The organism is Adlercreutzia sp. DFI.6.23 (assembly GCF_024462535.1).
In the GTDB taxonomy this organism is placed as follows: Bacteria; Actinomycetota; Coriobacteriia; order Coriobacteriales; family Eggerthellaceae; genus Adlercreutzia; species Adlercreutzia rubneri.
Genome location: NZ_JANGBP010000870.1, coordinates 1 through 255 on the forward strand (window position 1 = coordinate 1; position 255 = coordinate 255).

General features: G+C 60.4%; 1 protein-coding gene. It reads right to left on the minus strand.

All coding sequences use genetic code 11. The annotated features are described in order from the left end of the window. Positions 1 to 44 precede the first annotated feature (44 nt). On the minus strand, positions 45 to 255 hold a 211-nt coding region (locus NE591_RS16470; protein ID WP_256157169.1), incomplete at its 5' end, for a transposase.

Consider the following 255-nt stretch of genomic DNA (forward strand, 5'->3'; position numbering starts at 1 on the left):
CAAAGCGGCCCTCGTACTACCGGGCAGCCCCTAAAGGGGCTCCCCTACTTCCTCTTGAACGGGTCCTCGTACTCCTTGACGCTCAACTTGTCCAGCGCGATGTCGTGGGCCTCCTGCTCCCTGATGTGCTTCGCTATCGTCGCCTCGTTCAGGCCGACGGTCGACACGTAGTAGCCCTCGGACCAGAAGTGCCTGTTGCCGAACTTGTACTTGAGGTTGGCGTGCTTGTCGAACATCATGAGCGCGCTCTTGCCC